We start from the raw sequence: 26,383 nt of genomic DNA, 5'->3' as shown, positions 1-26,383 counted from the left end.
TTAGCGTATTATTCGGCTAATATAGTTTTTCCTTATTCGAGGATGTATGCGTCTAGATATTCATTGTGCCGACCGTGTAGGTATTGCCCAAGAGATCCTAAATATTTTAGTAAACTACGATGTTGACTTAAAAGGGATTGAGGTTGATTCGGTAAATTGCCGTATGTATGTAAGCTTTCCTGAAATTGAATTTGAGCAATTTCAAAAAATTATGCCTTCTATTCGTTTGATTGATGGCGTACATGATGTTCGCACAACCGCCTTTTTACCCTCTGAGCGAGAGCATAACGAATTAAATACACTGTTGCGTGCACTTCCCGATGGTGTTATCTCGATTGACGCAAAAGGGTGGGTACGTTTGTGTAACGACGCTGCCTGTAAAGACCTACAGTTGAGCGAAAAAGAAGTAGTAGGGGCCAATATTAATAACCTACTAAAAGGGTTTAACTTTACGCGTTGGTTAGAAGGCAAAGAAGTACTTGGACAAACAACCCGGGTAGATGTTGCTGGTGAAGACTTTATTGCCGATATTTTACCGATTGCCGTCCCGCAAGGTGGTGAAGGTGACGTGTTAGCTGGTGCGGTTATAAATATAAAATCGCAAAGCCGCCTTGGTCAGCAGGTCAGTGCCTTTAGACGTTACGGGCAAGAAAGCTTTGCAACAATTCACAACTTTAGTACTGCTATGCGCCGGGTAGTGCGCGAAGCACGAAAAATGTCGCAGCTAGAAGCCCCCATTTTAATAACCGGAGAAACTGGCACAGGTAAAGAGCTCCTTGCTCGTGCGTGCCACTATGCCTCTAATCGTTCGGTTAAGCCGTTTATTGCACTTTCGTGCGCATCTTTGCCCGATGATGTGGCTGAATCTGAATTATTTGGTTACGCCGGATATGAAGAAAACACCGCACCTAAACGCGGGGTACTAGAGCAAGCCGATGGCGGTACTGTGTTTTTAGATGAAGTTGGCGAAATGTCTACACAGCTACAAACAAAGCTGCTGCGCTTTTTGCAAGACGGCACATTTAGAAAAGTGGGAGACGAAAACGAAGTAAAAGTAAACGTGCGTATTATTGCAGCCACACAAAAAGATTTACCCGCAATGGTGCAAGAGGGCGTATTTAGAGAAGACTTATACTATCGAATTAATGTACTCACATTAGAGATTGCACCACTGAGAGACCGAAAAGCTGATGTGGGCCCATTAGCCGAGCACTTTATTCAAAAGTACGCACAGCAAAACGGCCATGCAATTCCGCTTTTATCACAAGAGTGCTTACGCTTTTTACAAGAGTACCCGTGGCCAGGTAATGTGCGCCAGCTAGAGAACGCAATTTATCGGGCGGTGTCGTTACTTGATGATAGCGAGCTACGTGTAGAGCATTTGCAATTGCCCACCTTTACCCACGATTTAGGCTACTTAGAGTCAGATTTTGAAGGGTCGTTAGATCAAGCTGTAAAACGTTTTGAAGCAACCTTGCTACGCAAATTGTATCCGGCTTACCCAAGCTCAAGACAATTAGCTAAGCGTTTAGGGCTTAGCCACACTGCAGTGGCAAATAAACTACGAGATTACGGTATTAATCGCAAAACTGTTAAAGTTTAATAGCCGCTTTACTGGGCACTAGCTCTTAGTGCCCATGTTTTTAGTAACCCCATCAATGGCGATAGTTTCTATGCCATTTTCATCAAAATTAATCACTATGCTTGCGTTATTACGAGTAAAAAAGTAACTGCGGCCATTCAGCTCAATCACGTAATTGCCTTTTACGGGGTCTTTAAATTGCTGCTTTTTTAAACTGACAGTATGTTTACCTATTTGCCAATCAAACGCTTCAATAAAGCCATTATTAAACTCTTGTACCCACACTTGGCTTTCATCTTTAGCTAAAGTGATTGCCACCGAGTATGAGTTAGGTAATTGCGACATATCGTAGCTTTTGCTACCTATCGAAAATTTACCAAGCTGCTGCTGCCATGCAAAGCCAAAATTAAAGGTTTTTTCTATACCTGTTGGGTAAGTTACCGTACCTGGGCCTTTAATTGTAAAATCGGCCAGTGCGCTGGTGCTAATGCATAATAAACTGGTTGTGAAAAGTGTCGCTAATTTATATTTCATACTATGACTTTTTTATATTTATAATTTGAGATTAAAACAGAACATTCGCCTTAACAAGTGGCTATGTTACACTGAGTTAACTTTATACTGGTAAGACCTTCTCGTGAACTTATATATTAGACTTCTTTTATTATTTTTTAAAATTAAGCGCAACCGCGACTACCAACAGTTACTTGATACTGTTGATATTGATTACAAAGCACTGCCAACAGACTGCGATATCAACCTGCATCTAACAAACTCGCGTTATTTGGCTATGATGGACTTGTCGCGTACTTGGATGATTGAGCGAATTGGTCTATTAAAACAAGTAATGAAGCGCCGTTGGTTTCCTATTGTTAATGCTACAGCCATTACTTATATTCGCGATATTAAACCTATGCAGCGTTATACCATTAGTACCAAGCTGGTGGGGTGGGATCATAAATATTTTTACATTGAACAAAAGTTTCATTCTGCGCGTGGCCTGCACGCTATAGCGTATGTGCGCGGTGTGTTTAAAAACAAAAAAGGCATTGTCAGTATTGAAGAAATGCTTGAAGTAGCCGAGTTTGATGGTGTAGCGCCTATTTTGCCAAGCGAAATTATGCACTGGAAAGAAATGCTTGAGCAAAAAAAGGTGAATAACCTTCCTAAATAATTTTCATAAAATAAGGCCTTACGGCCTTAAACACATAGAACATAGGCGCTGCAAACTTAATTAAAAGCTGTACCTTACACCAAACATGGCAACGACAGGGTCAAGCTCAACGGTTGATGTAAGGGCTTTTGCACCGTTTGCATACACTGTGGCATCGGTATCTATATCAATCATTGACACCATGGCATGTAGCCCCCAATGTTGATCGATTTTATAGTTAGCGCCTACTTGTGCAATAAAGCCAAACGAATCATCGAGTTTTACTTCAACATCATCAGTGCCTAGGGTTGCTTTTAGCGCTTGAGAAGGCTGCTCGTCAAAAAAGGTGGTGTAATTTAACCCTACACCAATAAACGGGCGTAGCGCGTAACTTGTATCTAAAAAGTGGTATTGCGCAACCAATGATGGCGGAAGCTGTTTGATGTCGGCAATTTTATTGCCAGCTAACCCACCTGCGCCATTTACATCGTGCGAAAACGGCGTAGCGGCAATAAGCTCTACCACCCACTTATCGTTAAATGCATAATCGATTGTAATACCTAGCTGCGTGTCAGAGTCGCCTTTGAGACCCAGTGTTGGCGCTTCGTTAATTGCCGAGCTGCTGTTATCTGGATTTACATTAATAGCGCCAACATTAACGCTAAGGTTAGCGTGTGCCGCAGGGGTAATAGCAAGTAAAGAGGTAAGTAATGCAATGCTGATTTGGGTTTTCATGTTGTGCTCCAATAACTACTTTTTGATTGACGCTATTATTACAATCTCCGAGCGTTGAAAACCTGTTCTAGATCAAAGTTTCAAAAATGTTTGAAGTATGTGAACCCTTTTCTTGATTTAGATTAAAGTCAGTGCAAAAAGTATTTTAATTAATTGACACAGCTATGTATTTAACGGTCATCGCACTGTATTAACTTTGCCATTATTTGGTCATATTCTCGCGCTTTAATAATCTCTCTTATGGTTATTGAGTGTGTTGTTATGTCTGTTGCAAAAGTATCGCAAAACAGTGTAAGTAAGCCTTTAAGCGCGGTGGTAAAAAATACGCAAACGCTTATTAGGTTTGAGTCTGTAACGCCTAACCAAGGCGGTGCCATAGATTGGCTTAGCAATGAGTTAACTGCGCTTGGTTTTAACTGTGAGCAGTTTATTTGTGAAGGCGTTACCAATTTAATTGCCTACGTTAGTTTTGAGCAAGAAGGGCCATGTGTTGCGTTTTCTGGGCATATTGATGTTGTGCCCGCAGAGTCTAGCAACTGGCTAAGCCCGCCTTTTGCCGGCAATATTATTAATAATGCCGTGTATGGTCGCGGCGCTGCCGATATGAAAGGCGGTGTGGCGGCTATGCTTGGTGCTACTAAGGCACTATTAAAAGATACTAAGAGTAAAAAAGGGCGTTTTTACTGGCTTATTACCTCCGATGAGGAAGGAGAGGCCGTATTTGGCTCAGAGGTAATAGCCGCGCGTTTAGCAAAAAATAATATACAGCTTGATGGCTGTATTGTTGGTGAGCCGACAAGCTCTACACACGTAGGCGATACAATTAAAAATGGTCGCCGAGGCGCTATTTCTTCTCGTATAAAAGTTCACGGCAAGGCCGGACATGTTGCCTACCCACAGAACACTATAAACGCTGCGCATATTGCGGGTAATATTGTAAATTGTTTAAGTAATTTAACATGGCCTGACGATGAGCCAAGCTCTAAAACCACCTTGCAAGTGACCGGCATTAATATAAATAATGTTGTTGATAATTTAGTGCCTAGTGAATGCGAAATTACCTTTAATGTGCGATATAGCCATGGTTATACAAGCAATGCAATAAAGCACTGTATATCAGCGGCGCTGAGTGAATACGCTCAGCACCTTGAGGTTGAATGGGAGCGAGCGTGTGAGCCCTATTATACGCCACCAACCAACGGGTGGAGTTTATTGCAGCAGTTAGAGCACACCATTTATGCGCAAACAGGGAGTTACCCCATGTTAAGTACCAGTGGCGGTACTTCTGATGGCCGATTTTTTGCAAACCAGCATACCCAAGTTATTGAGTGCGGCGTTAAAAATAGTACTATTCATCAGGTAAACGAGCATGTTCCGGTTGATGATTTACTTAAAATTGAGGCCATTTACACAGACTTATTAGCACGAATTTTTAGCCATAAATAGTAATCGCCCAATAAAAATAAACAGCGAGAATCACTTCGCTGCTTTATTTGACTAGCCTAAATAGCGTTTGGCTTTATTTTCTTTTACGTTTTGTAAATCTACCAGCACCAACCCATCAATACAGTTGTTAAAGTCGGGGTCGATACTAAAGCTTAAAAATTTTACGCCGCCAGGCTTACACAGCTCAGTATATTGCTTAAATAGCGTAGGAACTTGTGCCCCCATATTGGCCAGTACATGTTTTAATTCTACAAAGTCTTCTTTTACATCGTTGCCACTAAAAACAGTTTCACACTGAGTGAGTTGTTGCTCGCTTAATTTAAACTCGTTATTGGGGGTGGCGAGGTGTTGCTCTGATTTATAATAATGTTGATAGTAATGCACAAGCATGGCTTTTGCTTGTTCAGGCAAGGCGTTAGAAACGCTCACCGCGCCAAATAAGTAACGATATTGCGGGTAGTTTTTAATAAATGCGCCAATACCGTACCATAAGTAGTCTAAGCTTTTACGCCCCCAATATTTAGGTTGCACAAAGCTGCGGCCAAGTTCTATACCTTGCTCTAAATACGGTTTCATTGCTTGTGTGTAACTAAACAAACTATCGGTGTATAAGCCTTCTCGGCCATGTTTCTCTATTATTTCCTTTGCACAAGCAAGGCGATATGCACCCACTAATTCTAGCTGCGTAGGATCCCATAGCACTAAGTGTTGATAATCCATATCATATTTGTCGATGTCGCGGCGTTTCCCGCTGCCTTCACCTACCGCTCTAAAGGCAATTTCTCTCAGTCGTCCAAGCTCTCTAAACACTGGTGAGCTGCCAGTGTACTGGTATAAATGAATATGCATGCCATCTTGTGTTTTGCCTAATAACTGACAACTCTCTATGGCTTTTTTAAGCTCTTTGCGGCACTCAGGTATTGCAATAGGGGTTTGGGTTTTAAGGGGAAGGGGCTTTTTAGTGGTAAGGCGATAAAGTTGCTTGCGAATGAGATTAACGATTTCTTTATCTTTTAAGTTTTCGATTAAATATGACTCAGGCGGAATGGAAGCACCAATTTCAAACTCTAATGACTTTTGTCGCTGCTTAAACATTTCTTTTACTAATAATAAGCTCGCAAGTGGTTTGTAAATCATTGAGGTGCCATAAAAAAGCGGGCTGTTTTTAGCTTTTATATAAATAGGTAAAATAGGGCTGTTTGCTTTTTTAGCCATGCGTAAAAAGCCACTGTTCCACTTGCAATCTTTAATACCGGTAGGGCTTAAACGCGAGACCTCTCCCGCAGGAAAAATAAGTAACGCACCTTCATCTTTTAAGTGTTTTTGTATATTACTTAATTCTTGTTTTTTACTGGTTCCCGATAAATTATCTACTGGCAACAGCAATGAATGCATAGGGGTGACCGACATTAGCATGCGATTGGCAACCACTTTTAAATTTTGCCTAACGCTGGAAAGTACTTTTATCAGCGCAAGTGCGTCGAGCGAGCCAATGGGGTGGTTAGCCACAATAACTAACTTACCTTCGCTGGGTATGTTTTCAATTTGCTTTGGTTTGTAGCGGGTATCAAAGTCAAGCTCATCAAGCACTTGTTCAACAAACTCTAGCCCTTGTAAATGGGGGTAAGCATCGCCAAAGGCGACAAATTCTTGTTCATGTAATAAGTAGCCAAGCCCCTTTTTAACTAAACCTTTTACTTTAGGGGAGTTCTCTAATTGTGGTAAGTTTGCAGCTATTACTTTATCAACGCTTATCATATTAACCTCATTTACAATTTGGCCTATTCGCCATCCTGTTTAGAGTAAAAAAAGGGTGTGACATTTACTTTGCAGTTGTGTGACTTTTTAAAGAGCACATAACGAGCTGCTCAGTTGTTTATTAGTGTAGATAAAATTTATTTAATAAAATTAGGAGCTTCTATGTCGGTATTAGTAGCCATTACCGGGCGAGATAATACAAAGCTAATTGCAAAGCTAAAAGAGCTATTACCCAATGAAGAGATAATGCAATGGCCAGAGTGTAAAAAGCTCAACAATGTAGAGTTTGTATTAGCCTGGAATGCACCAGATGATTTGTGGCAGCAATTACCTAACTTAAAAGCGGTGTCATCGTTTGGGGCGGGTGTAGATAGTATTAATATGTCTTTATTGCCTAAAGAGGTAGACGTGGTTCGCATTGTTGATACTGAGCTTGCTCAAGATATGGCAGAGTACGTACTAGGCCATGTATTTGCGCACAAGCTGCGATTAAAAGAGTATTTTGTTAAGCAATCACAATGCAATTATAAACCTAAGCGCGCATATAAATATAATCACGTGGGTATTTTAGGCTTTGGTGAGCTAGGTAAAGCGTGCGCCAAAAAACTAACCCTGAATGGCTTTACGGTAAGCGCTTGGTCAAAAACTGAAAAAAGTGATGAGCAGGTGCATTTATATTCTCAGCAGCAAGGCCTTAATGAAATGCTGCCCACAATTGACTACTTGGTATGTCTACTGCCGCTAACAAAAGATACTAAGGGTATTATTAATGCCGATTTATTAGCTAAGTTACCGGCCCATGCGTGTGTAATTAACGTTGCCAGAGGAAAGCACCTAGTAGAGCAAGATTTAATAAACGCACTTAATAGTGAAATGTTAAGGGCTGCCACGCTCGATGTATTTACCCAAGAGCCGCTACCGCACGACCACCCATTTTGGCATAACGCTAAAATAACGATTACACCACACTGCGCCGCGTTATCTGATTTAAATAGCGTAACAGCGCAAATTGCAGAAAATATTAATCGCCTAAAAAGCGGCCTTACATTAAATAATCGGGTTAATAGAACAAAAGGTTATTAATAGATAGCAAAACAGTTTAACAAACAGCTTGTTAACATTTGTAATTTTAATTATTGTGAAGTTTAGTCACTAAAATAAAAATAATAAGAGTAACGTATGAAATCAAGTCAAGGCGGAGTAAAACTAAGTTTAGTAGTGGTTTCTATTATAGTGCTAGGCGTGTCTGCTTGGTTTAACCAAGCAAGTGCCGATCAAGTGCCACAAAGTGAAACTTCACAAACTTCACAAAGTGAATAGGCGTATTCGTAGGCACATTATAAAAAGGGGACTCTATTAATTTGTTTTTGGCTTAATAAAGCCAGATCATTAAAGAATACCCACCTTTCATTAGGCCATTTAATTACTAAAGTGCGCTTCGTTACTGGTATTTAGTAAAATAAGTTAATTAGTACCGTTTAGCATGGAACTCTCGGTTTTCATGCTTTTTCTCATCACTTTTTTTAAGCAACACATACGTTGCGCCACTGCCACCATGGTGCTTTAAAGCGGTATGATACGCTAATACCGCGGGTAGAGCCTGTAGCCACTTATTAACATAGCTCTTTAGTATACCGGGCTTAGCTTTATTTTTTATACCAATGCCATGGCGAACTAATACAACGCGAATGTTTCGCTGGTGGCAATCAGTAATAAAGTTAAATAATGTTGTGCGTGCGTTTTTGAGTAATTGGCCATGCAAATCTAATGTGGCATCAACTTGGTATTTAGCTAAGCGTAAGTTTTTAAATACTGCGCTTTGTACGCCATCTTTTTTAAAACTGAGTAATGCATGCGGGTCTAAAAGCTCTACATGCTCAGATTGTAAGTAATTTTCGTCATTCGCAAGGCTAAGCTCGGCAGCTTTGCGTTTTTCTTGTTGGGCAAGGGTGGCACTGGGATTACTTGCAAGGGGAGTTACAGTATCGTGGTTTATAGGTTTTACATCTTCCATAGAAGATAAAAATAAATCGAAATCAGATAAAGACATAGTAAGACCTAAATGAAGATTAATACGAGATAAATTTTATCTTAGTTCAATCTGTTCCCCAAGCCTTTTAATTTTTTCAAATAAAAAAGCCCAGCAAGGCTGGGCTATAAAATATTCTAAGGGGAAATGTTAACTCTGCGTTACATTAAATTGTCCAAACGTATACACTTTGAACAAGTAAAATGTATTGATCAACACTAAACTCATATTCGAAATAACACTCGACGACATTAAATCCAAGCTAAAAGACAAAAATAACAGACCACATGCACTAATCGCTGCAACACGCAGTATTGTTATGTGGTTAATAAAGAATGCACCTAAACCTAGTGCAAGTAATACAGTGTTTAAAAGCCAATCTAGCTCGTTTAGCATGGTCGTTTCAATAGTTCAGTTGTTGAAAAAAGGAGCGCCATTATGTTGATCTTTTGCACACCTTTCAACCAAGTAATTTTAAATTTTCAGATTAGTTTTTTTAATGCTAAATATAGCTAGCTAGTGCTGCAAAAAAGCCATTATTTTTTATTAGTTGGTACTTTTGACAGCTTTGCGGCGCCATCATATCTGCGCATAAATAAAGGGCATTGCGCTTCTCGTCTAGCTGCGGGTGTAAGTTTGAATCAAGTAATGTACGGCCATACCCAAAGACCCCAGGCCAATAAATACTTTCGCTCACTAACCCTAATTTTTTATAGGTGAGCAAAGTAGGTTTTGGAAAAATAATGGCTACGGCAAAAATGATAGCCAGCGTAATAAGTAACCCTTTTTTAGACTTTACAGGCTGCTCCGCTGGGGTTGATGTTGGGTTAGCTGAAGATTGCGGTGCTGTTTGCGGCCTATTGCGGGGCTTTTTTACAGGGGTTTTTCTTTTTTGTGGTGTTTTACCAAGCAATGATTGTTTTTTTGTGTTGTTTGACATAAAGCAAATCTGGCCTTTTGAGCGTAGGTCTCTATAATAAAATGATTAAATATCTAGTTATATAATAACTTATACAATGCTTTTAGCCTACGAGGAAGATACATGGATACGCAGCTATCAATTTTAATAGTAGATGATGTTAGCACAGTGCGTAGTTTTTTGAGCCAAACGCTCATGCACTTAGGAATAGAAAACGTTAAAGAGGCTTCAACGGCTAAACAATGCATTAGCGAATGCCAAGCAGCTAATTACAATATGATTTTTTTAGATATTGAACTGCCTGACGGCGATGGTAAAGAGTTAATCGCGCAAATTAATGATATTAACCCTGAAACTAATGTGGTGATGGTGTCGGCCCATTCAGCAGTAGAAAATGTTAAAGAAGCCATCGATAAAGGTGCTAAAGGATTTGTGGTTAAGCCATTTACACCTAAAAAAATTGCGGCCATGTTGAAAAAGTTTTATCCCGATTTGGAAAACGTTTAACCAGCTTTAATAGTAATGCGTTAAATTAGCTTAAAGTTTAGCGGATTGCTAAATACCAAATTTTAGATATAAAAAAACCGGCCTAGGCCGGTTTTTTAATCATAAAACAAATTATAGCGCTTTAATTTTAGCTGCTAAACGGCTCTTATGACGAGCTGCTTTGTTTTTATGAATTAGACCCTTAGTTGCGTAACGGTCTAGGATAGGTGTAGCAACAGAGAAAGCTTGCTGTGCAGCTTCTTTATCGCCAGCTTCAATAGCAGCGGTTACTTTTTTGAAGTAAGTACGCATCATTGAACGACGGCTTGCGTTGTGCTGACGGTTTTTTTCGCTAGTGATAGCGCGTTTTTTTGCAGACTTGATGTTAGCCAAGGTTTGCTCCTAACAATCTTAAATAAAGCTTAAATTAAAGGCCGTGGAATATGCCTGTTTTTATCATGAATGTCAATTTAAATTTAACAACTCAAGAAAAACTGCTCCTTATAACGAACATCAATTTGCCGCTTTAGCAGTTAATATCGCTATTGTAACAAAGCACAGACGCCCAGCCTAGTGCTTTAAAGCGATTTATAAAAAAGACTGTGGCATAATTGCGCTAACTAAAGGTTTTTAAGTAGGTTTAAGGTGTCAAAAGGATTATTTCGCTCCGGTATGATTGTAAGTTGTATGACAATGATATCGCGTATTTTAGGGTTAGTACGAGACGCTGTCGTTGCAAACTTATTAGGTGCTAGTGCAGCTGCTGATGTTTTTTTGTTTGCTAACCGTATTCCCAATTTTTTACGCCGTCTATTTGCAGAGGGGGCCTTTGCTCAGGCATTTGTGCCTGTACTTAGTGAAATTAAAGAACACCATGGCGATGATAAAGTTAAGTTATTTGTAGCACAGGCTGCCGGTACGCTGGGCACTATTTTGCTTTGTGTGACTATTTTTGGCGTTATTGCCTCGCCTGTTATTGCCGCGTTATTTGGTACTGGCTGGTTTATAGATTGGTGGCAAGGTGGCCCCAATGCAGAAAAGTTTGTGCTGGCAAGCTCATTATTAAAGTTAACCTTTCCGTATTTGTTATTTGTTAGTTTGGTAGCACTTAGCGGTGCGGTAATGAATGTGTATAACCGCTTTGCAGTGGCTGCTTTTACGCCCGTATTACTTAATGTTTCAATTATTACCTGCGCCATTTTATTGCACGACAAATTTAGCGTGGGGGCGTATGCGTTAGCTATTGGTGTATTTGTGGGCGGAGTGGTGCAATTGTTCTTTCAGTTACCATTTTTATACCGAGCAAAAATGCTGGCACGTCCTCGCTGGGCGTGGCAAGACGAGAACGTTAAAAAAGTGCGTAAGCTTATGCTACCGGCATTATTTGGTGTTTCAATAAGCCAAATTAACCTCCTGCTCGACACCATGATTGCCTCGCTATTAATGACGGGCTCTATCGCATGGCTTTATTACTCAGATAGGTTAATTGAGTTTCCACTTGGTTTATTTGGTATTGGTATTGCCACTGTTATTTTACCCGCGCTTTCTAAATTACATAGCAGTAAAAAGCTCAGTGATTTTCAACATACGTTAGATTGGGGGGTGCGTTTTGTGATTTTTTTAGGCATACCCGCCATGGTTGGTTTAGTGATTATAAGCCCGCTTATCATTACTGTACTATTTGATCACGGCGCATTTAAAGACGCTGATGTTGATCATGTCAAAGCGGTAAGCCTAGGGGTGGTTGCCTACTCGGTAGGGTTAGTTAGCTTTATGCTTATTAAAGTATTAGCCCCGGGTTTTTACTCGCGCCAAGATACCAAAACACCTGTGCGCATTGGTATTATTACGCTGGTGCTTAATATGGTATTTAATATTATGTTAGCCCCGTTTATAGGATATTTAGGGCTTGCTTTAGCAACGTCTATGTCGGCCAGCTGCAATGCTTTTTTACTTTACAGGCAACTTAAAAAAGAAAACGTGTATCAGTTTTCTGCAATGAGCCTGCGCTTTAGCGTAAAGTGCATAGTGGCAAGCTTGGTAATGGGCGCTCTAACGTGGTACGTCAGCAGCCGTTATTATTGGGCTACATGGCATTTTTCTGAGCAAGTAATGTTGTTAATTGCATTGCTAGTAATTGCTGCAATAAGTTACTTTGCGGTGCTGTTTTTACTTGGTGTAAGACTAAATATGATAAAAAGTGTAGCAACTACTGAATCAAACTAAAAAAAAGATTATAATCGGCAGCCCTGTGGTTTTGAACGATTTTAAAGTCGTTAATAATACTCGCTGAAAAAGGCATTAGGTGGCATGGAGTTAATTAGAGGTATACACAATATTCGAGCGCAACATTATGGTTGTGTGTTGACTATTGGTAATTTTGACGGTGTGCATTTAGGCCATGGCGAAGTGTTAAAAGGGCTGTTAGCGGATGCCAAAGCACATAACTTACCCAGTACTGTGATGTTATTTGAGCCGCAGCCGCAAGAGTTTTTTGCTAAAAACAATGCGCCAGCTCGACTTACTCGGTTACGCGACAAACTCAGATTACTAAGTAACTTAGGTATTGAGCGGGTTATTTGTATTAGCTTTAACCAACAATTTGCCAATATGCATGCTGAGCAATTTGTTAGTGATATTTTAATTAAAAAGCTAGGCGTTAAAGCACTCACAGTAGGTGATGATTTTAAATTTGGTAAACAGCGCCAAGGGAATTTTAATTTACTGCTCAGTATGGGCAAACAAGCGGGCATGGATGTAAAAAGCACCGCGAGTTTTCGCCAATTAAATGCTAGAGTAAGCAGCACACTAATACGTGAAGCATTAGCCGCAGGCGACTTAGAAAATGCTAAGTTAATGCTAGGGCATAATTATGCTATTTCAGGGCGTGTAATACATGGTTGGAAAAGAGGGCGAGAGCTTGGTTTTCGAACTGCAAATATAGCGCTTAAACGCCAAGTTTGCCCTGTAAATGGGGTGTTTGCCGTAAAAGCAAACATTGCCGGAAAACACGTTTATGGGGTAGCCAATATTGGTAATAAGCCCACTTTTAATGGAACTCGTGCTTTGTTAGAAGTTCATCTTTTTGACTTTGCACAAGATATATATGGACAGTTTATGCACGTGGAGTTAATAAAAAAACTTCGCGATGAGAAAAAATTCGAGACATTAACACAGTTAACGGCACAAATTGCAACCGATGTTGCCGCCGCAAAACAGTGTTTTGGTTTAAATTAGGTAGCCGATAGATACGGAAAGTAGGATTAATGAGCGACTACAAACATACTTTGAATTTACCGGAAACACAGTTTCCAATGCGTGGCAATTTGGCACAACGTGAACCAAAAATGCTTAAAGCATGGTATGAAGACGACCTGTACGGTCAAATTCGCAGCGCTAAAAAAGGTAAAAAGACCTTTATTTTGCATGACGGCCCTCCGTATGCAAACGGCGATATCCATTTAGGCCACTCAGTAAATAAAATTTTAAAAGACATAATTGTTAAGTCTAAAACTTTATCTGACTTTGATGCACCTTATGTGCCTGGTTGGGACTGTCATGGTTTGCCAATTGAGTTAATGGTTGAGAAAAAAGTAGGTAAGCCAGGCGTTAAAGTAACCGCGAGCGAGTTTCGTGAAAAATGCCGTGCTTACGCTAAAAAGCAAGTTGAAGGTCAAAAAGTAGACTTTAAACGTTTAGGTGTGTTTGGCGATTGGGACAAACCTTACTTAACAATGAACTATGACTTTGAAGCAAACGCTATTCGTGTGCTTGGTCGTATTATTAAAAATGGCCACCTTCATAAAGGTGCAAAGCCTGTGCATTGGTGTACAGACTGTGGCTCTGCATTAGCAGAGGCCGAAGTAGAGTACCAAGATAAGCAATCTCCAGCCATTGACGTACGTTTTACATTTGCAGATCAAGACGCGGTTGTTAATGCCTTTGATTTAGCCGATGGCCATAAAGGCCAAGGCAGTGTAGGTACTGTTATTTGGACTACAACGCCGTGGACTTTACCCGCTAACCGTGCGGTAGCAGTGCATGCAGATTTAGAGTACGCCTTAGTACAAGTAGATGATGAAGGCTCACAGCAACGTTTAATTTTAGGCTCAGAGCTTGTTAAAGATGCAATGGACCGTTATGGCTTTAATCATTTCCACGTACTAGGTTATGTTAAAGGTGCAGCACTTGAAAACTTACACGTTGCTCACCCATTTTACGATTTTGATGTACCGGTAATTGTAGCAGACCACGTTACTACTGACTCAGGTACGGGTGTGGTACATACCGCGCCAGGCCATGGCCAAGAAGATTTCGCGGCAGGCTTAAATTACAATCTTGAAGTAGCAAACCCTGTGGGCGCGAATGGCGTTTACCTGCCTGATACAGAATTATTTGCTGGTCAGCATGTATTTAAAGCAAATGCCAGTGTAATTGACGTACTAACAGAGCGCGGTGCTTTAATGCATCATCATGCGCTTACGCATAGCTACCCGCATTGTTGGCGCCACAAAACACCTATAATTTTCCGTGCTACACCGCAGTGGTTTGTAAGCATGGATCAGGCTAACTTACGTCAAGACTCGTTAAGCGAAATTAAAAACACCCAATGGTTGCCAGAGTGGGGCGAAAGCCGCATTGCGAACATGGTTGAAGGTCGCCCAGATTGGTGTATTTCACGCCAACGTACTTGGGGTGTGCCAATTGCTTTATTTGTTGATAAAGACACTGGTGCTTTACACCCAAATACGCAAGCGCTTATTGAGCAAGCTGCAGAGCTGGTAGAAAAATCAGGCATTCAAGCATGGTATGACCTAGAGCCTGCCACGTTGTTAGGCGAAGAAGATGCCAAGCAATACATGAAAGTACAAGATACGTTAGATGTATGGTTTGATTCGGGCGTAACACATGCATGTGTTGTTGATGCACGAGAAGAGTTAGTTGGCCCAGCCGATTTATACCTAGAAGGTTCTGATCAGCACCGTGGTTGGTTTATGTCATCAATGATGACCTCAGTTGCTATTAACGGTCACGCACCTTACAAGCAAGTACTAACGCATGGCTTTACCGTAGATGAAAACGGCCGCAAAATGTCAAAGTCGTTAGGCAACGTTATTTCACCACAAAACGTGATGAATAAACTTGGCGCTGACATTTTACGTTTATGGGTAGCTTCTACCGATTACACCGCCGAAATGACGGTATCGGATGAAATATTTAAACGCTCTGCAGATCGCTACCGCCGTATTCGTAACACTAGCCGTTACTTATTAGCTAACCTAAGTGGTTTTGATCCAAAAACAGACCAAGTTGCTGTTGATGATATGGTTGAGCTTGATAAGTGGATTGTTGGCCGTGCAGCCCAATTACAAGAAGAAATTTTAGCAGCTTACGATAGCTACCAAATGCTATTAGTAACGCAAAAGCTAATGAACTTCTGTACAGGTGAGCTTGGTTCGTTCTACTTAGATGTAATTAAAGACCGCCAGTACACAGCAAAAAGCGACAGTCATGCACGTCGTTCTTGTCAAACTGCGCTTTATCATATTGCTGAAGCAATGACTCGTTGGATGGCGCCAATTATGAGCTTTACAGCTCAAGAAATTTGGGAAGCATTACCGGGCGAGCGTAGCGATTACGTATTTACATCGGTATGGTACGACGGTTTACAAGCACCGACAAACAGCCAATTTAGCAACGATGACTGGCAAGCGATTCTAAATGTACGCGACGAAGTAAACCGCGTACTAGAAGCAGCCCGAAAAGAAGAAGTGATTGGCGCAACGTTACAAGCAAGCGTTAACTTATACGCCGAAAAAGCACTGGCTGATAAGTTAGCAGCATTAGGTGATGAACTACGTTTTGTATTACTAACGTCTGCGGTCACTGTATCTGCAGTGGATAGCCAGCCAAGTGATACACAAACAACCGAAATTGAAGGTTTGTACATTAGCGTAGCAGCCACAGATGCAACTAAATGTGAGCGTTGTTGGCATTACAGCGATGATGTAGGTTCAGAGCCCGCACACCCTGAAATTTGTGGTCGTTGTGTAAGCAATGTTGACGGCGAAGGTGAAAAGCGTCAATTCGCTTAGGAGCTTTACTCAGTGAGCAAACTAGCCCAAAAAAGTGGTTTAGTGTGGCTTTGGTTAAGTCTATTACTGCTTGTAATAGACTTTGCCACTAAAACACTTGTTGTAAATACCATGGCTTATCAAGAGTCGATTAATTTACTGCCTGTTTTTAGTATTACCTACGTACATAACTATGGAGCGGCCTACAGCTTTTTAAGTGAAGCGGGTGGCTGGCAACGTTGGTTTTTAAGTTTTATTGCCATTGCTATTAGTGCGCTATTAGTGTGGTGGTTAAAGCGTTTACCAGCGACAAATAAAATATTATGTAGTGCTTATGCGTTAGTGCTTGCTGGCGCTATTGGTAATTTATATGACCGTGTTGCTTATGGTTATGTAATTGACTTTATACATGTGTTTTATAAAAACTCGCATTTTCCAGTATTTAATATTGCCGACTGTGCAATTTGTATTGGTGCCGCATTATTATTATTTGATGCCTTTACAGGCGAAAGTCCGAAGGAGCATAAAGCATGAGCCAAGCTGTAATTGGTGAAAACTCAGAGGTTATTTTTCACTTTTCTATTAAACTAGAAGATGGCTCTGCCGCAGACTCAACCAAGGTGCATAATAAACCAGCCAAGTTAACGATGGGTGATGGCAGCTTAACGGCTAATTTTGAAAAGTGCTTACTAGGTTTAAGTGCAGGCGAAAGCAAAACGTTTGAGTTAGAACCAGAAGACGCCTTTGGCCAACCTAATCCAGATAATATTTACTATGTAGAACGCAGTAAATTTGGTGCAGAAACGCCAGCTAAAGTCGGTGCAATTATTGCCTTTACTCAGCCAGATGGTACTGAGCTGCCAGGACTGGTACGCGAAGTACAAGGTGAGTCGGTTACTATAGATTTTAATCATCCGTTAGCAGGCCAACGTTTAACGTTTGAAGTAGATATTATTGAGGTGCAAGGCTAATGGATATTTTATTAGCGAACCCGCGAGGCTTTTGTGCAGGGGTAGACCGTGCAATTAGCATAGTAGAGCGCGCTTTAGATATTTTTGAAAAGCCTATTTACGTACGCCACGAGGTTGTTCATAACCGCTACGTAGTAGATGGCTTAAAAAACCGTGGTGCCGTATTTGTTGAAGAGCTAGACCAAGTACCTGATGACAGCATTGTTATTTTTAGCGCCCACGGTGTATCGCAAGCAGTACGCTCAGAAGCTAAACGCCGCGATTTAAAAGTGTTTGACGCAACATGCCCATTAGTTACTAAAGTGCATATGGAAGTAACGCGTGCGAGCCGTAAAGGTATTGAGTGTATTTTAATTGGTCACCATGGTCACCCAGAAGTTGAGGGTACTATGGGGCAGTATGACAATAACGACGGTGGTATTTACCTTGTAGAAACCGCAGAAGATGTTGCCGAACTTAACGTTAAAAATGCTGATAACCTATTTTATTGTAGCCAAACAACGCTCTCAGTAGATGACACTGCAGATGTAATTGATGCGCTGCGCGAAAAATTCCCAGCAATTGATGGCCCGCGCAAAGATGACATTTGCTATGCGACACAAAACCGTCAAGATGCTGTGCGTGATTTAGCAGACAAAGTAGATGTGTTATTAGTTGTGGGAGCAAAAAACAGCTCTAACTCTAACCGTTTACGTGAACTTGCAGATAAAATGGGCACAACCGCTTATTTAATCGATGATGCAACCAATGTTGAAGCACAGTGGTTTGGCGAAACTAACGCTGTGGGAGTAACTGCGGGGGCTTCTGCGCCAGAAGTGCTTGTACAACAAGTTATTGCCCGCTTAAAAGAGCTTGGCGGCAAGCAGGTAGTTGAAAACCCAGGTGAAGAAGAGAATATCGTATTTGCCGTTCCTGTAGAGCTGCGTTAATCTATATAAATTAATTATTTAGATTACAAGGAGAGCCGTTATGAGCAAGTTGCCGCAAGGTGAAACATTGCTTTTTTCGGCTCTTTTTAATGAGCGCGGGGTACTTGCCACGCTTATTGTTACCCAAGTTGTAGCTACCATCTTAGCGTTTGCTCCTTTTGTTGAGGGGGATAGCTGGCAAAGCCTTGGCGTAATTAGTTTATTTTCTCATATGACCGTTTTGGTCTGTATTTCTGCTTTATACTCTTTTCGGGGTGTTTTACAAAAAAAGCCGCAAACCACCCAACTTTTTGCTTTTTTTATTTCCTTTTTAGTCAGTACCGCTTTATTTAGTGTGCTGTGTGCCCGCTATTTTTTAGATATTACAAATAATGAAACGAGTATTTATTTTGTATTACGAAACTGCTTAATTGTTTTTTTGATCACGGCTTTATTTGTACAGTTTTTACTGATTTATTTTGAAAAAGAGCTGCAAACAAAAGCGCTCTCACGCGCGGAGCTTGATGCTTTGCAAGCCAGAATTCGCCCTCATTTTTTGTACAATAGCCTTAATACCGCCGCCGAGCTAACACATCATGATGCCGATGCTGCAGAGCAAGCAATACTTGCGCTTGCGGCGCTGTCGCAAGCGGCTATGCGCTCGGGGCAGCGCGTTTCTCTCGAAGATGAGCTGACCTTATCAAAACAATATGTTGCGCTGGAAACATGGCGCTTTGGCAACCGTTTAAAGCTTAATTGGCAAGTGCCTGCTGATTTACCAGATATTAGTATTCCGTGCTTAACCCTTCAGCCGCTAATAGAAAATGCGGTATGCCATGGGGTAGAGCCCAGTGAAACAGGGGCCGTTATTAGTGTAGAGCTACACGTAACTACTGGGTATTTAACATTGATTGTTTCTAACCCTATCACTCATAATGAGGCGTTAAAAAGACCAAATAACGGCATGGCACTTGAAAATATTCGCCAACGATTGTTTATATATTACAAAGAAAAAGCCCAACTAACGATCACACAAAAAGAGGATGTATTTAGAGTAAAAGTGGTGATCCCTAAGCAGTTTGAGAACCCCCAATGAATGTTGTAATTATTGATGATGAACCACTAGCTCGCGCTAGAATAAAGCGGCTACTGCAGCACAACGAGCATATTTTAGTTAAAGGCGAAGGTGATAACGGCGCGCAGGGGCTTGCCATTATCAAGCAGGTTCATCCCGATTTGGTTTTTTTAGACATAGATATGCCGGGTATTAATGGCCTAGAAGTAGCACAGCAACTAAATACGCTGAGCGTGCCACCGGCAATAGTATTTGTAACGGCTTACCCCGAGCATGCACTTGATGCGCTTCAGCTCAGTGCCGCAGGATACTTAGTAAAACCAGTTACTGAACAGGCATTAAATAAAGTGTTAGCGCAAGTAGGGCGTTTAAATAAAGCGCATATGCAAAAGCAGCAATCTACAAAAATTAGTTATCAGCTTGGTGGCACAATAAAAAGTATTGAACTTGATCAAGTGTATTACTTTAATGCCCAAGAAAAATACACCAATATGGTATTCAAAGAAGGCGAGGCACTAATTGAACAAAGCTTAAAACAACTTGAGCAACGCTTCCCAACGCAATTATTACGTATTCACAGAAACACGCTCATAAACAAACAAAAGCTTGTTGCCTTGCATACTCAAAGCCCTGGTGTACATAGCGTAGAACTAGCCGGATGTAAGGAGCAATTAAGCGTAAGTAGGCGAGAGCTAAAAACAGTAAAAAATGCGCTATGTTAGAGCCTGTTATATTTTAGGTTGAATTTGTAGTAGATTGCTCGGCTTTTTAAGTAAGGCAGAGGCCGTTATTGAGCCCACTAAATTAGCAGCATTGCGCTGGAATTAAATCGCTTCTAGATAGAGTAACTTTAATCCTCAAAGCTCAATTGGCTTGATGCTGTTAACCGTTTATCAACAAATTTAACCGCTTGTCCTAGTATGTATTGCATCTACATTTTCAATGCATAAACTTATAGTCAGATAAAATTTATTTGGTTTTTACTATGCATTCACCTCACAAAAAACCTCAAAAAGGCTTTACCTTAATTGAAGTGCTGATTGCGTTTATTATTTTAAGCTTTGGCTTATTAGGCGCTGTTGCACTGCAAGCAAAAGCTAAGCAAGCAAGCTTTGACTCTATGCAGCGCGCAGCCGCGGTAGCGTTAGGAAATGATATTATTCAGCGCATTAGATCAAATGATACCGCACAGCTAGTTACTTTATATACGCAAACTTTCACCAGTAAAACATCAACGTCTACCTCTACGGCTTGTTTTAGTGGGTCATGCACTGCAGCGCAAGTTGCAGCCCTTGATTTACAGCAATGGAAACGCGCCATTCGTGCACGCGAAAATACCGGCTCTCTCGATGATGCCACTGTATGTATAAACCCTACTGCTGCAGCAGGTACGGGTGGGCGTGGGTTTAATATTGAAGTAATAGTGTCTTGGCAAGGCCGCCAAGAGTTTAATGCCAATGATGAAACCAAAGCGCTAAAATGCGGTACTGACGATAAGAAACGCCGTTTGGTTGCATTAAATAGCTATATATACCTAAGGAGCTAACATGAGAGAAAAAGGTTTTACACTAATAGAAATGATGATTTCATTATTTATTGGTGGGCTTATTTTAGGTGGGGTAATGTTTACCTATATTGGCATGAAAGTAACCACAAAAGACACAATGACAATAAGCGAGTTACAAGAGTCAGGCCGCTTAGCCATTAATATTATGCAGCGTGATATAGAGCAGGTGGGCTTTTGGGGAACTTATTATGATGATTCGTTTACTGCAGCAAACACACAAACGTTAGCTAACCCTGATGGTGATTGCTTCGAAGGGCTTAATAACGGCAGCTTTCCAGATTTAGCATCTTCTAGCAATTTCAGAACTATTTATGCAAAAGAAGCCAGTTCAACAAGTGAGCTTAACTGTATAAGTAAGCCAATTGCAGGGACTGACATTTTACAAATCAAGTTTTTACAAGGTGAGCAGCTCACGGTAGATGGCGCTACTAATGAAACACAAGCGGATGAAAACTATTTTATAGCTGAGCAAGAAAGCGCAGAATTTACCCGAGGCGTTGTAGCTGCGGGTAGTTTAAACGTTAATGCCACGGTGTGGCCTTATAGCCATCATGTTTATTACCTCGCAGAACAAACTTATACGGTAAATAATAAAAGCCTTACAGTACCAGCATTAATGCGTAAACGCTTAAATGGCGCCAACATGAAGGCCGAAACCATTATGGAGGGCGTTGAAAACATGCGCTTTGTATTTGGTTTAGATACAGACAGTGATAGCCGTGTTGATTCGTACCGAAGTATTGAGGACATGCAGCACTCTGACTGGGAAAACCGCAAAAGTATTCTAACAGTGCAGGTTTTTTTATTAGTTAGAGCATTGCAGCCAGATCCGGGTCTTAAAATAAAAAATCAGACATATATTTTAGGTGAAGATGAAGACTCCCGAGAGCTCACTTTTACCGATACTTACAGAAGAACAGTATTTACCACCACAATTCGTTTAAATAACGTGGGAGCAAATTTATGGCGTATCTAAGTAAACACGCAAATAAACAACAAGGTGTTGTGCTTATTACAGCCCTTATTATGGTCATTGCTGTAACGGGAATTGCCGTTACACTAATGAGCAGCAGTAGTGTAGATATAAAAATTACCAATGCAGCTCAAGAGCGAGAAGTCGCTGAAAATGAGCTTATTGGGGAAGTACAGCGAATGATTTCTGATGAGGCAAGCAAAGGTGCTGCTAATCAGTTTTTTTTAACGCCAGATGAAGTATCAACTCATGCAGGCGCAGATGATGAAGGGATGGTAATAGCCACGCACGACGATATGCAAAGCAAAATGATAAACCTAAATCAGGGGGCGCTTGATTTAGAATGCCCACGTCGATTTAATTTTACTGCGGGTATATCGTGTAACATGCTGCAAGTTTCTACCACTATTCAATATGGCTCTAAAGCAAAGCACGAACTTACAATTGTAACAGGTGTAGCTCAAGAAATGGCCAGTATAAGTAAGGGGATTTAGAATGAAATTTAATCTTAATAAGCCATTGGTCTCTTTACTTGGTTTAGCACTTAGCGCCTCAGCATTGGCTGAAGACATAGAGCTTTATGTAAACCACGATGTGGATGTGGAAGAAAAGCCAAGGGTTTTACTTATATTTGATACCTCAGGCAGTATGGCGTTTTCATCTAACACAGGTCTTAGTTGTGGTTTCAATGAAAGTAGTAACCTGTATATTCCTTGCCCAGATAGCCGTCTTGCTGCTGCAAAGACTGCAATGAAAAAAGTAGTGAATGACAATGAAGGGATCGATTTCGGCTTAATGCGTTTTGTAGGAACAGCTGGTGGCTATGTGGTTGAAGGCATAGGAAGCCCGCACTCGGATATTACTTCATCAATCGACAGGCTTCCTGCTAATGGGGGTACGCCATTAGCCGAGACTCTGTGGGAAGCATATCTGTATATTACAGGTGGCGGTTTAGAGTATGCGGAGCCAATAGATCAATCAGATAGAGACACCTCAATCGAGAACGAAGTATTAACTGGAAGAGAGCGTGTTCGTAAATGTAATAGATGGAGATGTTGGAACGAGTGGGAAAATACATATAGTTATAACTATATTTCCCCTTTCGCTGACTCAAATGCAGAGGCAAAACGTTGTGATAATTCAGTAAATATAATTTACATGACGGATGGAGACCCTTCACCCCGATATGTATATGATCGTTGGGGAAGACGTTACATTAACGAAAATAGCGATAATGGCAGTGATGCTTCAATAAGCGCAATACACAATAATTATTTTGGGCAACCTTTGGTCGAGGGGGACTACGTTTATAATAATTATTTGCATCAATTAGCTAAAATAATTCATGGCACCAGTAATACGACAGTTGATTTGTATCCATCAACACCTGATATTCATGAAACAGGCCGCATATACACCATAGGTTTTGGGTCAGGCATGAGTGACGAAGGGCAAGAGTTGTTGCGGCAAACAGCTTTATTAGGTGGTGGTGAAAACTTACCTGCAAGTACACCCGATGAGCTTTCTAACTCGCTAAATAGCGCTATTTCTCGCATTCGTGAAGTTAACGATAGTTTTTCTTCGCCTTCAGTTGCGAGTAACAACGTAGACCAAACACGTAGCCGTGATGCTATTTACTTTGCCATGTTTTACCCAGAAACAAACACCCGGTGGGGTGGGAATTTAAAAAAATTAAAAGTATCAGGCAGTGAAATAGTTGACTCTGAAGATAATACAGCGCTTGATTCTGATGGCTTAATAGACACAGATGCTAAAACGTTTTGGCTGCCAGATGGCCAGTCTGCCGATGGTAACTTAGTTGCACAAGGGGGCGTAAACTATCATTTAGCTACGCTCACAGGGACTCCAGCTGAAGATAGACGCAACCTCTATACAGATAAGCAAGGCGATATAGTTGAGTTTACTACTAATATTGTGAGCGATATTTTAGATTTAGTCACCAACAACCCGATTAGCCTAGCTAGTTCAGATATAAAATGGGCAATGGGGATAGATGTTGACGATGAAGACAACGATGGTTCAAACACCGATCAACGCAGCGATATTTTTGGCGACCCTTTACATTCTAAGCCCGTAGCAATCGACTATGGCAATGACGACTTACGTATATTGATTGGTACTAATGCCGGCTTTTTACATATGTTTAAAGACGATGATACCAATAACCAAGTGACCGAAAGTTGGGCGTTCATTCCCTCTGATCTTTACGATATTATTAAGCCTTTACGCAATGAAGACACCGGTAAACTCTACGGGATGGACGGCCCAATCAGTGTTTACTTTAGTGATAAAAGCTTAAATGACGAAGGCATTAACGATGGTATTGTTGATGCAAGCGATGGTGACGACGTGTGGGCATTTGCAGGTATGCGCCGTGGTGGAAAAAACTATTACGCCTTTGATATTACTAACCCCGATCAGCCTAAAAAACTATGGGATAATCCTATAGAAGGCGGTACTGGCGATTTTAAAGAGCTAGCTCAAACGTGGTCAAAACCCAAAATAGCGTACATAAAAGCATTTGGCGATAAGCCATTACTCGTCTTTGGTGCAGGGTACGATACAAATAAAGATGCCGTGGTTAGAAGTGAAGACTCTGTTGGTCGCGGTATTTATATAGTAGAAGCTGAAACAGGTAAAAAAGTGTGGGCTTTAACGCCAAACGAAAATGGATTTAAAGGCAAGCACTCGATTGCAGCAAATGTTTCTACGCTTGATTCAGATTACGATGGTTACATTGACAGAATTTATGCTGCCGATACCGGGGGCGATATTTGGCGTATAGACATGCCAGGCACAAGCACCAGTAATTTTACGCACTTTAAACTTGCAGAGCTTGGTAGCAGTTTAGCAAGCCAAGACCGTCGCTTTTTTTACCAGCCGTTGGTGGCACGTACACTTTATAGCAAAGTAAGTGAAACAACGATTAATGGTGAAACAGTGATTACACGTTTAGATACGCCGTATGACGCTATTGTAATAGGCAGCGGAAATCGCTCAAAACCAACAGGTACAAATGAAGACGATCAGCTGTTTATGATAAGAGATGAAAATACAGTAACTCAGTCATTCACTAGCGCCCCTACAGCGATTAAACCAGCAGATTTAATGCTAATGAACAGCGACCCGTTTGGTAATGCACTTGATGATGTAGATGAGTTTGTTGATTTAGAAGTCGATTTAGCCAAATTTAAAGGCTGGCGCTATGAATTAGGCACAGGCGAAAAATCTTTAGCAGCAGCCACAGTGGTGGGCGGTGTCGCTTACTATACAAGCTTTACTCCATCATCAGAAACCTCTACAGAGAACCAATGTTCGTTGAGTGGCGGTGGCGGCTCGTTGTATGCGTTCCATTTACATTATGGCACCAAGGTATATGACGACTTAAAGTTTACCACTAGCTATGATGTACCTGATACACCACAATTGTACTTTGGTGAAGGCCCCTCTTGTGCCGATGGAAATGGCGACGGCTTTTGTGATGATAACCCAACCATTGAAGTGACCGAAGAAAGCCAATTTTACCTAATTGGGCCGGGAATAAAAGGCGAAGATGCACAAAACCCAATGAAGCCAGTAGAAATAATGGGCCCAGGCTTAACGGTTGTAGATGGTACCGTACAATTAGTGAATGACGATGATAGTGTAGGGTTTGGCTTTAAAACCCAACAAACCTATATTTATAAACGTGAAGAAAATGATGAAATTGATGATTAAGGAATATTAATGAATAAACAAGCACGCGGATTCACGTTGATAGAGTTAATGATAGCCGTAGCTATTGTAGGTATTTTAGCCTCAATAGCACTGCCTAATTATACTGAGTATGTAAAACGCTCTTCTCGGGCCGAGGCCGCAGCGGCGCTTTTAGACGCTGCAAACAAACAAGAGCAGTACTTTGTAGATAATCGTGAGTACACAGAGACATTCTCAGACTTAGGTATACAAGAAACCACAGAAAACGGCCATTTTAAGCTGTCGATTGATGTGGGTGATGACGATAATACGTTTACAATTACTGCAAAACCTATTACGGGTGCTGTAAAAGGGGATACTGATTGTAAAGAGCTTTCAATTACTGATATCGGTTTAAAAGGTGCAGAAGGTACTAAAGGAGATTCCGATGTTGGTTATTGTTGGGGCCGATAGTTCGAGCTACTTTTTCTGACATTTATCAGTTGATTTAATACGTATACGGCCTGTTTGACTGACAGATAAAGCCAGCCCCTCAAGGTTGGCTTTATCTTTATTTGGGCAATATATAAATGTTCCATTTTGAAAACCATTTAAAGAGCCGTCGGGCCGAAAGGTAATTGCACTTCGGGGGTATTGAATAGAATCTGCATCATGGATTTTTTCAAATGTGCTTATTAATAAGTCGTCGGTGTCTAATGAGGTAGATTTGTCGTTATCAATAAACAGCGACATTTTCCCATCCCACTCATCTTTAGTGCATTGATTATCTTTTAAAGTACACAAAGTAACATAAGTGCCATTTTCAATGGCGTAAAGGCGGCCATAATTAATGTTTCTGTGTAGCAAACTAACATGATTGTCGGCTCGGGTTTTTGCTAAAAAATCAGGAAAAACCGATAGAGAAATTTGGCTAACAATACTCACAATAGCAATAGATGCCATTAATTCTAAAAGCGTATAGCCAGCCTGAGTTTGGGTAGATAACCTCAT

27 protein-coding genes are annotated in these 26,383 nt (G+C 40.9%); 19 read left to right on the top strand and 8 right to left on the bottom strand.

The features are described 5' to 3' along the window. Positions 1-46 precede the first annotated feature (46 nt). Positions 47-1,603 carry a transcriptional regulator TyrR gene (gene tyrR / locus VOI46_RS11765; protein ID WP_004588344.1) on the top strand — a complete coding sequence of 519 codons (1,557 nt, stop codon included), beginning with the start codon at positions 47-49 and terminating at the stop codon, positions 1,601-1,603. Positions 1,604-1,621: 18 nt separating this feature from the next. Here the strand turns inward: tyrR and VOI46_RS11760 are convergent, their stop codons facing one another. Next, positions 1,622-2,116: a hypothetical protein gene (locus VOI46_RS11760; RefSeq protein ID WP_004588345.1), complete on the bottom strand. Its 495-nt coding sequence runs from the start codon at positions 2,114-2,116 to the stop codon at positions 1,622-1,624. 103 nt (positions 2,117-2,219) lie between these two features. Between VOI46_RS11760 and VOI46_RS11755 the strand changes: the two genes are divergently transcribed. After that, complete coding sequence (locus tag VOI46_RS11755; RefSeq protein WP_004588346.1) at positions 2,220-2,756, top strand: thioesterase family protein; 537 nt, start codon at positions 2,220-2,222, stop codon at positions 2,754-2,756. A 60-nt stretch (positions 2,757-2,816) separates the two neighbouring features. Here VOI46_RS11755 and VOI46_RS11750 read toward each other — a convergent pair whose 3' ends face one another. Further along, positions 2,817-3,470 (bottom strand): OmpW family outer membrane protein, encoded by a 654-nt coding sequence (locus tag VOI46_RS11750; protein WP_004588347.1) that lies wholly within the window; start codon positions 3,468-3,470, stop codon positions 2,817-2,819. Positions 3,471-3,731: 261 nt separating this feature from the next. Between VOI46_RS11750 and dapE the strand changes: the two genes are divergently transcribed. Next, positions 3,732-4,916 carry a succinyl-diaminopimelate desuccinylase gene (gene dapE, locus VOI46_RS11745; protein WP_004588348.1) on the top strand — a complete coding sequence of 395 codons (1,185 nt, stop codon included), beginning with the start codon at positions 3,732-3,734 and terminating at the stop codon, positions 4,914-4,916. Between the two features lie 51 nt (positions 4,917-4,967). Here dapE and VOI46_RS11740 read toward each other — a convergent pair whose 3' ends face one another. Continuing rightward, positions 4,968-6,674 carry a lysophospholipid acyltransferase family protein gene (locus VOI46_RS11740; protein WP_004588349.1) on the bottom strand — a complete coding sequence of 569 codons (1,707 nt, stop codon included), beginning with the start codon at positions 6,672-6,674 and terminating at the stop codon, positions 4,968-4,970. Between the two features lie 162 nt (positions 6,675-6,836). Between VOI46_RS11740 and VOI46_RS11735 the strand changes: the two genes are divergently transcribed. Further along, positions 6,837-7,757 (top strand): NAD(P)-dependent oxidoreductase, encoded by a 921-nt coding sequence (locus VOI46_RS11735; protein WP_004588350.1) that lies wholly within the window; start codon positions 6,837-6,839, stop codon positions 7,755-7,757. A 96-nt stretch (positions 7,758-7,853) separates the two neighbouring features. Beyond that, positions 7,854-7,994 (top strand): hypothetical protein, encoded by a 141-nt coding sequence (locus VOI46_RS11730; RefSeq protein WP_004588351.1) that lies wholly within the window; start codon positions 7,854-7,856, stop codon positions 7,992-7,994. 148 nt (positions 7,995-8,142) lie between these two features. On the opposite strand, the gene smrA is transcribed toward VOI46_RS11730, so the two are convergent. The 3 genes from smrA to VOI46_RS11715 form a co-directional block, all read right to left on the bottom strand. After that, positions 8,143-8,724, bottom strand: a complete 582-nt coding sequence (smrA, locus tag VOI46_RS11725) for a DNA endonuclease SmrA (protein ID WP_004588352.1) — start codon at positions 8,722-8,724, stop codon at positions 8,143-8,145. 129 nt (positions 8,725-8,853) lie between these two features. Further along, positions 8,854-9,099 (bottom strand): hypothetical protein, encoded by a 246-nt coding sequence (locus VOI46_RS11720; protein ID WP_083901815.1) that lies wholly within the window; start codon positions 9,097-9,099, stop codon positions 8,854-8,856. Positions 9,100-9,205: 106 nt separating this feature from the next. Further along, positions 9,206-9,643, bottom strand: coding sequence for a hypothetical protein (locus VOI46_RS11715; RefSeq protein ID WP_004588353.1), 438 nt, complete (start codon positions 9,641-9,643; stop codon positions 9,206-9,208). A 102-nt stretch (positions 9,644-9,745) separates the two neighbouring features. Here VOI46_RS11715 and VOI46_RS11710 point away from each other — a divergent pair, with 102 nt between their 5' ends. Continuing rightward, entirely contained in the window at positions 9,746-10,129 is a 384-nt protein-coding gene (locus tag VOI46_RS11710; protein ID WP_004588354.1) for a response regulator, read from the top strand. Positions 10,130-10,240: 111 nt separating this feature from the next. Here the strand turns inward: VOI46_RS11710 and rpsT are convergent, their stop codons facing one another. After that, positions 10,241-10,501, bottom strand: coding sequence for a 30S ribosomal protein S20 (gene rpsT / locus VOI46_RS11705; protein ID WP_004588355.1), 261 nt, complete (start codon positions 10,499-10,501; stop codon positions 10,241-10,243). A gap of 252 nt (positions 10,502-10,753) precedes the next feature. Between rpsT and murJ the strand changes: the two genes are divergently transcribed. The 13 genes from murJ (at position 10,754) to VOI46_RS11640 (ending at position 25,846) form a co-directional block, all read left to right on the top strand. Further along, on the top strand, positions 10,754-12,334 hold the full coding sequence (gene murJ / locus VOI46_RS11700; protein WP_269745358.1) for a murein biosynthesis integral membrane protein MurJ: 1,581 nt from the start codon (positions 10,754-10,756) through the stop codon (positions 12,332-12,334). Between the two features lie 84 nt (positions 12,335-12,418). Beyond that, a complete protein-coding gene (gene ribF / locus VOI46_RS11695; protein ID WP_004588357.1) occupies positions 12,419-13,345 on the top strand; it encodes a bifunctional riboflavin kinase/FAD synthetase in 927 nt (308 codons plus the stop codon). Between the two features lie 29 nt (positions 13,346-13,374). Beyond that, positions 13,375-16,203: an isoleucine--tRNA ligase gene (ileS, locus tag VOI46_RS11690; RefSeq protein ID WP_004588358.1), complete on the top strand. Its 2,829-nt coding sequence runs from the start codon at positions 13,375-13,377 to the stop codon at positions 16,201-16,203. A 12-nt stretch (positions 16,204-16,215) separates the two neighbouring features. Further along, positions 16,216-16,716, top strand: a complete 501-nt coding sequence (lspA, locus tag VOI46_RS11685) for a signal peptidase II (RefSeq protein ID WP_004588359.1) — start codon at positions 16,216-16,218, stop codon at positions 16,714-16,716. Next, positions 16,713-17,153 carry an FKBP-type peptidyl-prolyl cis-trans isomerase gene (gene fkpB / locus VOI46_RS11680; RefSeq protein WP_004588360.1) on the top strand — a complete coding sequence of 147 codons (441 nt, stop codon included), beginning with the start codon at positions 16,713-16,715 and terminating at the stop codon, positions 17,151-17,153. The genes lspA and fkpB overlap by 4 nt, the downstream gene beginning before the upstream one ends. Then, a complete protein-coding gene (gene ispH, locus VOI46_RS11675; protein ID WP_004588361.1) occupies positions 17,153-18,082 on the top strand; it encodes a 4-hydroxy-3-methylbut-2-enyl diphosphate reductase in 930 nt (309 codons plus the stop codon). Before fkpB ends, ispH begins: the two co-directional genes overlap by 1 nt. Before the next feature lie 40 nt (positions 18,083-18,122). Continuing rightward, positions 18,123-19,157: a histidine kinase gene (locus VOI46_RS11670; protein ID WP_004588362.1), complete on the top strand. Its 1,035-nt coding sequence runs from the start codon at positions 18,123-18,125 to the stop codon at positions 19,155-19,157. Further along, positions 19,154-19,858, top strand: a complete 705-nt coding sequence (locus VOI46_RS11665; protein WP_004588363.1) for a LytTR family DNA-binding domain-containing protein — start codon at positions 19,154-19,156, stop codon at positions 19,856-19,858. The genes VOI46_RS11670 and VOI46_RS11665 overlap by 4 nt, the downstream gene beginning before the upstream one ends. A 263-nt stretch (positions 19,859-20,121) precedes the next feature. Further along, positions 20,122-20,682, top strand: coding sequence for a type IV pilus modification protein PilV (gene pilV, locus VOI46_RS11660; RefSeq protein ID WP_004588364.1), 561 nt, complete (start codon positions 20,122-20,124; stop codon positions 20,680-20,682). A gap of 1 nt (position 20,683) precedes the next feature. After that, positions 20,684-21,679 (top strand): PilW family protein, encoded by a 996-nt coding sequence (locus tag VOI46_RS11655; RefSeq protein WP_004588365.1) that lies wholly within the window; start codon positions 20,684-20,686, stop codon positions 21,677-21,679. Beyond that, on the top strand, positions 21,667-22,170 hold the full coding sequence (locus VOI46_RS11650) for a hypothetical protein (protein WP_004588366.1): 504 nt from the start codon (positions 21,667-21,669) through the stop codon (positions 22,168-22,170). The genes VOI46_RS11655 and VOI46_RS11650 overlap by 13 nt, the downstream gene beginning before the upstream one ends. 1 nt (position 22,171) lies before the next feature. Beyond that, the gene (locus VOI46_RS11645) at positions 22,172-25,414 is read left to right on the top strand and encodes a PilC/PilY family type IV pilus protein (protein ID WP_004588367.1); all 3,243 of its coding nucleotides are present in this window, start codon (positions 22,172-22,174) and stop codon (positions 25,412-25,414) included. A gap of 9 nt (positions 25,415-25,423) precedes the next feature. After that, complete coding sequence (locus tag VOI46_RS11640; protein ID WP_004588368.1) at positions 25,424-25,846, top strand: type IV pilin protein; 423 nt, start codon at positions 25,424-25,426, stop codon at positions 25,844-25,846. A gap of 6 nt (positions 25,847-25,852) precedes the next feature. Here VOI46_RS11640 and VOI46_RS11635 read toward each other — a convergent pair whose 3' ends face one another. After that, positions 25,853-26,383, bottom strand: a complete 531-nt coding sequence (locus VOI46_RS11635; RefSeq protein WP_004588369.1) for a GspH/FimT family pseudopilin — start codon at positions 26,381-26,383, stop codon at positions 25,853-25,855.

This window comes from Pseudoalteromonas sp. CuT4-3, from assembly GCF_035666335.1.
Classification (GTDB): domain Bacteria; phylum Pseudomonadota; class Gammaproteobacteria; order Enterobacterales; family Alteromonadaceae; genus Pseudoalteromonas; species Pseudoalteromonas atlantica.
The sequence above is the reverse complement of the archived record's forward strand: the minus strand, read 5'-3'. Positions and strand labels throughout refer to the sequence as shown.